The sequence below is a fragment of the Glycomyces tarimensis genome (genome assembly GCF_054776215.1).
Map to the genome: position 1 here is coordinate 359,735 of NZ_BAAHCB010000002.1, position 7,621 is coordinate 367,355.

Here is a 7,621-nt window from a genome sequence, read left to right on the forward strand (position 1 = left end):
CCGGGTCGGACATTCAGGCGTAGACGCCGAATTCGAACAGCGAATAGCCCCATTCGGTGCCGCGCTCGGTGCCGAGCACGCGCACGTAGCGGCCGGCGCCGCCGTCGGTGATCGTGTCGGCGCCGCCGTCGCCGTCCGAGGTCTGGTGGATGGTGGTCCAGTCCTGACCGTCGTCGGAGACCTGGATCTCGTAGGCGGAGGCGTACGAGGTCTCCCACACCAGCTGCACCGCGTCGAACTCGGTGCGCTGGCCCAGGTCGACCTGGATCCACTGCGGGTCGGCCCATTCGCTGGCCCAGCGGGTGGACAGGTCGCCGTCGGTCGCCTGGTCGGGGGTGTGGCCGCCCCATTCCTGGAACGTGGAGGCGGTCGTGGGCCTGCCCGCGGCGATGTTCTCGCCGCCGATTTCGGGCACGGTCACCTCGAACGAGGCCGACTCGACGCCGACGTTGCCGTGGCCGTCCTCGGCCCAGACGTACAGCTTCCACACCCCGAGGATCTCGGGCGCCCTGATCGTGATCGTGCCGTCACCGTTCACGGTGTAGTCGGCCAGCAGCATGTCCCAGGATCCGTTGATGTAGGCGCTGTTGACCATCGGGATGTACTCGACGGCGTCGCCGTCGGGGTCGGCGGTGTCCATGCGGACGGTGAACTCCTCGCCGCCGGTGACCGGGCCGTCGAGGCCGAGGTCCATCGAGGAGATCACCGGCGGGGTGTTGGCCTGCGTGCTGCCGCCGTAAGCCTCGGCGACGGCGTAGTAGGACAGGCGCCGGTTGCCGCCGGGGATGAGGTTGAACCACACGCCGCCGAAGTCGCCTTCGGTGCCGAAGTGGAACATGGTCGCGCCCAGCGCGACGCCCTCGTGGCCGGTGATGCAGTCCCACGCCTGCGTGTAGGCCTCGGCCTTGGCGATGTCGCTCGGCTCGTCCGGCACGCCGTTGGCGTCGTCGGGGACCTCCCATTCGCCGGACGGGCCGGTCTCGGTGATGATGTACGGCCTGTCGTAGCCGCCCTCGTTCCAGGCCTGCTCGACGCCGCAGACGTCGTCGTAGGCGTTGACCGAGAGCAGGTCGAGATCGGGGGCGTTGGCTTTGTAGTACGGCCAGGCGCCGGTCCAGGCGTCGGTCGAGGTGACCGGGTGCTGGTCGTCGACGCCGTGGATCGCGACGGCCACATCGTTGACGAACGCGGTGTAGGCGTGGCGCTGCGCGTCGACCTCGCCTTCGCCGTAGCAGTTCTGCAGGCCGAGGACGGACTCGTTGCCGACGTTCCACATCAGGACGCCGGGGTGGTCGCGGTAGGTCTCGACCCAGCCGACGATGTCGGCCAGCGTCTGCGACTTGTAGGACTCGTCGGTGACGTAGTCGATGCATCCGCCCGAGCCCGGGCCGCCGCCCGGCAGCAGCCAGAACCCGAGCATGACCTTGACGTCGTGGGCCGCGGCGGCGTCGAGCAGCGGCAGCGTCGAGGCGTCGGTGCCCCAGGTGCGCAGGGTGTTGACGCCCATGTCGGCCAGTTCGGGCATCCAGCGTTCGGCCTCGGCGGTGGACGGGCCCCAGGTGAGGCCCTTGACGGTGAACGGCTCGCCGTCGACGGTGAGCTGCCAGTCGCCTTGGCCGCCGGTGACTTCGACGGCGGCCGCTTCGCCGGTGCCGCCGCCGTCGCCGGCGGTGCAGCCGTAGACCTCGAAGCTCCACAGTGAATAGCCGTAGTCGGTGGCCCGCTCCAGGCCCATCATGCGCACGTAGCGCCCCGGAGCGTCGAGGGCGACGGTCTCGGCACCGCCCTGTCCGTCCTCGGTGCTGTACGCGGTGGACCAGTCGCTGCCGTTGGTGGAGACCTGGATCTCGTAGGCGCTGGCGTGAGCGGCCTCCCAGACCAGTTCGACCCGCTCGAGGTCGAACACGGCGCCGAGGTCGACCTGGATCCATTGCGGATCGGCGAACTCGCTGGCCCATCGGGTGCCGGGGTCGCCGTCGAAGGCGGCCGAGGCGGGCGTGTAGTCGGGGTTCTCGACCGACGAGGCGGAGGCGGGGCGGTCCTGCGACAGCAGCGCCACGTCCTCGGTCTGCGCCTGGGCGGTGTTGACGGCGAGCATCCAGGACGACGCCGCGGTGATCGCCGCCAGGGCGAGCACGGCGGCCCGTCGGCCCGTCCGTTTCAGTGGTGATCGCATCGCTTGCTCCTCAAGGGGTGGTTCACGGGTAGCGCTGGACGTAGGCGGTGAAGGTGGTCTCGTCGACCTGGTCGCCGGTGTCGTTGACGACGTTGCGGATCGTCCCGACCCCGCCGAGCGAGACGGAGACGAGGCTGGTGAAGCGCACACCGTCGGTCTCGGGCACTTCGAAGACGCGGTCGCAGACGACGCCGGGGTTGACGTTGAAGAAGCAGTAGCCGCCCACGCCCCAGGCCGCGTGCTCGGCGACGCCGTCGTCGACCTTGTACGAGGCCCAGCCGAGGGCCGGGGCCTCGCGCCAGGACTGCTGGTCCGGCGGGTCGTAGGGCATCTCGTTCTGGAAGAAGTAGGTGCGGCCCCGCTCGCCGGCCCAGATGACCTGGTGCTCCTGGTAGTGCTCGGCGAACAGGCCGTAGACGGTGACGTCGTCGCCGTTGACGATGAGGCCGTTGGCCGCGGTGTTGACGGTCCATCCGATGCCTTCGCCGTGGTCGCCGCGCCACAGCCACAGGTGGTCGGCGATGACGTGGCGGCTGTTGATCTCCAGGCTCACGGCCGCCTTGCCGGCGTGGGCGCCGCCGATGCGGGCGAACAGGTCGTGGAGCGAGACCGGGTCGGCCGAGTGGTCGGCCGAGGAGCCGGGCGGGCCGACCTGGACGAGCACGCCGGACTCGGCGGCGCCCGCGTCGATGAGCAGCCCGGCGAGGACCACCCCGTCGACGTCGGCGACGGCGATCGCGGTCTTCCCGGCGGTGGGGATGATCGTCGCCAACCCCATGCCGAGCACGACCGTGCCGGGGGCGGTGACCTCCAGGGTCTGGTCGAACTCGTAGACGCCCGGCGCGAACAGCAGGTGGCGGCCTTCGGCGAGGGCGCGGTTGACGGCGGCGGCGTCGGTGCCCGGGACGACCACATAGAACTCGGACAGCGAGATCGAGACGCCCTCCGGCTCGCCGCCGCTCCAGCTGAGCCCGGTGGCCCCGCGGCGGACGGCGGGTTTGAACACGCGGTACTCGCCGTCGTCGGCGATGTAGAGGAACGGCTTCTCGCGGATCACCGGCGAGGCGTCGACGACGGTGTGGGAGGGATCGGGGAAGTGGTGCGCGGGCGCGCCGTCGACGCCGACGAACATCATGTTCCAGACTGAGCCGTTCCAGCCGCCTTCGAGCCGGCTGTTGCGGGTGAAGAACTGCTGCTGCGAGCCGGAGACGACGGTGCCGGAGATCCGCGAGTCGGCGATGTAGCCGCCCGAGGCCCAGCCTTCGTAGCCGTCCCACAGGTGCATCTCGAGCGTCTGGAGGTCGACACGGCGGAACGGGGCGGCCTGGGAGACGGCCCAGCGCGCTATCTGGCCGTCGGGGTTGCGCACGGCGAGGTTCTCGACCGAGCGCCAGAAGTTCTGGGTGGCGTTGCCCTTGTAGTTCGGGTCGTCTCCCTGGCCGAGCCAGTCGGCCTCGACGCGGACGTGTCCGTTGAGGACCACGTCCCCCGGCAGCAGTCCGAGACCGGCGACCTGGGTGTAGAAGCGCAGGTCGATGTCGGCCTCGTAGGTGCCGGGCTTGAAGAGCACGGCGTGGCGCTCGCGGCCGAACTGGTTGGTGAACATCTGCTCGGTGATCGCATCGACGGTGGACTGGATCTCCGAGGCCGGAGTGCCGGGGTCGAACACGTGCGTGTTCGGACCGAAGTCCGGGTCGTAGGCGTCGGTGGGCGGGAGCACGTCCGGCGGCTCGCCGCAGTCGCCCTGGGCCGAGCCGGGTTCGGCCGCGGCGAGGCCCACGCCGGCTCCGGCGGCGAGCGCCACGGCGGCGGCCCCGCCGAGGGCGGCCCGCCGCCCCAGGCGCGGGCGTGGAGTAGAGGATTCTTCCTGCATAAGAGGCTCCTGTGAGGGTGTGGCTGTGGAGAATCGGGGCGATCCCTTGGGAGAGCGCTCTCCCATTTCCTCATGCTACGACGGACCGCTCAACATTGTCAAGAACTTGAATACGTCATTGCATTACCTGGCAGACGCGTGCCGTACTTCCAGTTCAAGCGCCCTTACGACGAGCGATCCGGCTGGGAACGTCGCTCATCCATGTGCCGTCCACACCGGCCCGGGACGCCAACGCCACGGAAACATGGACCAAGCTCGGCCTCTTGAGACCGTTATGCCTGCTTCTACATTGGCGAGCGCTCTCCAAGGAGTGCTATAACTGGCCAATGAGCGCTGATGCCACCCCCACTCTTGAGGACGTCGCCAGAGCCGCCGGCGTATCCCGGGCGACCGTCTCCCGGGTGATCAACCAGACCAGGAACGTCGATCCCGAGATCCAGGAGGCGGTGCGGCGCGCGGTGGCGGCCACCGGCTACGTTCCCAACCGCGCGGCGCGGTCCCTGGTCACCCGCCGCAGTGACGCGATCGGGGTGGTCGTGGCGGGCGTCGGACCGACCGAGGACGTCGACGCCGGCAAGTTCTTCACCGACCCGTTCTTCGGGAGGATCCTGACCGGCATCATCGGATCCCTGCGCCCGCGCAACATCTACCCGGCCCTGATGGTCGCCGAGAACGAGGACGACGAGGCGGCGATCGCCGCCTACCTCAAGCAGGGCAACGCCGACGGCGCCCTGCTGATCTCGACGTTCGCCGTCGACCGGATCCCGGCGCTGGTGGTCGAGGCGGGCCGGCCCGCCGTGCGGTTCGCCCGTCCGCCGCAGGAGGCGCCGGTCAGCTACGTCGACCTGGCCAACCGCGACGGCGGGGCGCTGGCGGCCGACCATCTGGCGTCGCTCGGGCGGCGAAGGCCCGCCGCCATCACCGGCCCGCTCGCGGTGCCGGCCGCGCACGAGCGCCAGTCCGGATACGTGGAGCAGTGGGCGCGCCGCGGCCGCGCCTTCGTGCCGAGCGCCGAAGGCTACTTCACCTTCGACAGCGGCGAACGCGCCATGAAGGACCTCCTCGCCGAACACCCCGATATGGACGCGGTGTTCGTGGCGAGCGACCTGATGGCGCAGGGCGCCATCCACGTGCTCCACGACCACGGGCGTCGCGTGCCCGAGGACGTCGCGGTGGTCGGCTTCGACGACAGCTCCCCGTCGAGGCTGAGCCGTCCCCAGATCACGACCGTGCGCCAGCCGCTGGAGGACATGGGCGCCGAGATGGTGCGGCTGCTGCTGGAGCGGATCGCCGATCCGGGCATGGAGCCGGCCTCGGTGATCTTCGAGCCGGAGCTGGTGGTGCGCGAATCGGCTTGAGCGAAGTCGGGTCGCGCTGGCAGTCCGCCTGGGGAGACCGGCAATGGAAGGTGAGGCGCTGGCGGGAACGGTGTGGCGTTGATGGTTGCGCTGCACTAAAGGCGTCAGCGACGAAGAGGTGGAGTCTTTTGTGGAGGTCGGGTCGGCGGGCTGGCGGGAGGGTGCGCCTCTGCGCAGGCGGTCCCCTTTCCCCGGGTTGTCTTGCGGGGCAAAGCGGTTCGCTGGTTCCGGCCGGGGAAACGTGAGGGTTTTCCCACCCTAATGGGTGATGACAGGGGCCTTGTGGCCTGGGAGAATAGAGGTATAGCACGAACCGGCGGAAACAGCAGGTTCGTACGAGACCTCAATGACCGAGGGAGGTGTCAGATGGCCAAAGCGACGAGGACCCAGAGCAGGACCGAGCGGACCGAGCGCGCCAAGGTCATCCACACCGATCTCGATGAGGCGGCTGCCGCCATCAACGCCCTCCACGCGGACATCCTCGCCCGGGTGATCGAGGCGAAAGCCTGGAACATCCACCGCGACTGCGACGGCTTCTCCGCCCTCCGCGAGTGGCTGGTCGCCACCTTCGACTTCCACCTCCGCGTCGCCGCCGACCTCGCCGCGATCGCCCGCACCGCAGGCAAGTTCCAGGTGCTCGCTGAGACCGCGACGTCTGCTGCCGCGCGGATCGACCGGGTCGCGGCAGCCGTGCGCCGCCTGGACGCGACCAAGGCTCTGCGGGTGTACGCCCGGACTCCTTACAAGGAGCCGGTGCCGTCCCCGTTTGACGCGGACATCCTCTGCCCGACGCCGGAGCATCTGATCGCGCAGTACTGCATTCACGCGACGGTGAAAGACGTGCACGCCCAGCTCGACGAGCTCCAAGCCGCGCTCGACTCGGGTGAGGAGCTGCTGGACGGGCTCGGGCAGCAGTCGTTGCAGCGGCTCGACCTGGTGGAGACCGAGAACGGCATGTTCGTCCTCACCGGGCTCCTGTCGGCCGACACCGGGAAGCTGTTCGCCAAACTCCTGACCACCGCCGTGCCCCCGCCCCGGCAGGACGAGGTCGAGCAGGACGGGTGCCTGCCGCCTGCGGCGAACCGGCGGGCCGAGGCGTTCCACCAGGTGCTCGCGGCCCACGGGGCCGACCCGAACGCGGCCAAGCGGCACGGGCACACCGCCATCCTGCACCTGTCAGTCGACATCGAGACCCTGGCCGGGGAAGACACCGGCCGAGTCCCGACGCTGGAAGGCGACCCGATCAGCCTCGGGAAGGCCCGCCTCCTCGCCTGCGAAGGCCTGGTCATCCCCAACGTGTTCAACTACCGCACCGGCGAAGCGATCGAACTCGGCCGCGCCCTGCGCCTGCCCAACTCGGCGCTGCGGCGGAAGTTGGAGTTGGAGCAGCCGGGCGGGTGCGCGTGGAGCGGCTGTCTCGCTCCGGTGCAGTGGACCGAGGCCCACCACATCCGCCACTGGGCGAATGGTGGGCCGACGGTGGCGGAGAACCTGATCCTGTTGTGCCGGTTTCACCACGGCCGCGTCCACACCCCCGGCTGGTCGATTCAGAAGACCGGACCGGGCAAAGCGTTGATCGTCCACCACGACGGGCACGAGGACACCGATCCCGACCTCAAGTGCGGGTGCTCGGACTGGCGCACCGACACCGACCTGGATCTGGGCTTCGCCGAGGACATCGCGAACGCCTTCCCGACCGGCCTGTATCCCGAGGAATGGTCGGAGACCCTGAAACCGGACCTCGAAGCGGCTGCCGAGCAGGCCGAGACCGAGCAGGTCATGGCCGCCGTGAAAGCCGCCCGCGCGAAAGTGCGAGCCCGCTTCACCACACCGACACCCCGGCCTGAACCCGCGACCGAACCCGAATCGGCTTCAGCACCGGCACCCGAACCGGAGCAGGGCCAGAGGCGGGAATACGAGACTTCGACCCCGCTGACCGAGGCGAAGCGGATTCGCGAACCGGTCGGGGCCGCACCGGCACCGGACTACGGACCGCCCCCGTTTTTAGGGTGCCCGCTGCGGGATGCCGTGGCGGGGAAGACACCTCATAGGTCGCCAGCTCGAAACCGACAACGGCTTCGAGCCCTTCACCATGCCCAGACCCCAAACCGGACCACCGTCGCGAATACCTGCCACCAAGCCAGTCCCAGCCCCAGGGACTTGGTCCTTTGGTGTTGACACCCTGATTCCCCGGGCCGGTAGTGTTCGGGGTGC

General features: G+C 69.6%; 4 protein-coding genes. 2 read left to right on the forward strand and 2 right to left on the reverse strand.

Annotation, left to right across the window (positions count from 1 at the left end; all coding sequences use genetic code 11):
* Window positions 1-13: 13 nt before the first annotated feature.
* The gene (locus ACYVK3_RS03815) at window positions 14-2,176 is read right to left on the reverse strand and encodes a discoidin domain-containing protein (protein ID WP_460495913.1); all 2,163 of its coding nucleotides are present in this window, start codon (window positions 2,174-2,176) and stop codon (window positions 14-16) included.
* A 22-nt stretch (window positions 2,177-2,198) separates the two neighbouring features.
* Window positions 2,199-4,049 (reverse strand): coagulation factor 5/8 type domain-containing protein, encoded by a 1,851-nt coding sequence (locus ACYVK3_RS03820; RefSeq protein WP_460495914.1) that lies wholly within the window; start codon window positions 4,047-4,049, stop codon window positions 2,199-2,201.
* 326 nt (window positions 4,050-4,375) lie between these two features.
* Between ACYVK3_RS03820 and ACYVK3_RS03825 the strand changes: the two genes are divergently transcribed.
* Both ACYVK3_RS03825 and ACYVK3_RS03830 read left to right on the forward strand, forming a co-directional pair.
* Complete coding sequence (locus tag ACYVK3_RS03825; protein WP_460495915.1) at window positions 4,376-5,407, forward strand: LacI family DNA-binding transcriptional regulator; 1,032 nt, start codon at window positions 4,376-4,378, stop codon at window positions 5,405-5,407.
* A gap of 366 nt (window positions 5,408-5,773) precedes the next feature.
* Window positions 5,774-7,585, forward strand: coding sequence for an HNH endonuclease (locus tag ACYVK3_RS03830; RefSeq protein WP_460495916.1), 1,812 nt, complete (start codon window positions 5,774-5,776; stop codon window positions 7,583-7,585).
* The last annotated feature ends 36 nt before the right edge of the window (window positions 7,586-7,621 follow it).

Excerpts from the sequence above, each read along its gene's own strand:
- ACYVK3_RS03820 (WP_460495914.1), bottom strand. The coding sequence starts at position 4,049 with ATGCAGGAAGAATCCTCTACTCCACGCCCGCGCCTGGGGCGGCGGGCC.
- ACYVK3_RS03825 (WP_460495915.1), top strand. The coding sequence starts at position 4,376 with ATGAGCGCTGATGCCACCCCCACTCTTGAGGACGTCGCCAGAGCCGCC.
- ACYVK3_RS03830 (WP_460495916.1), top strand. The coding sequence starts at position 5,774 with ATGGCCAAAGCGACGAGGACCCAGAGCAGGACCGAGCGGACCGAGCGC.
- ACYVK3_RS03815 (WP_460495913.1), bottom strand. The coding sequence starts at position 2,176 with ATGCGATCACCACTGAAACGGACGGGCCGACGGGCCGCCGTGCTCGCC.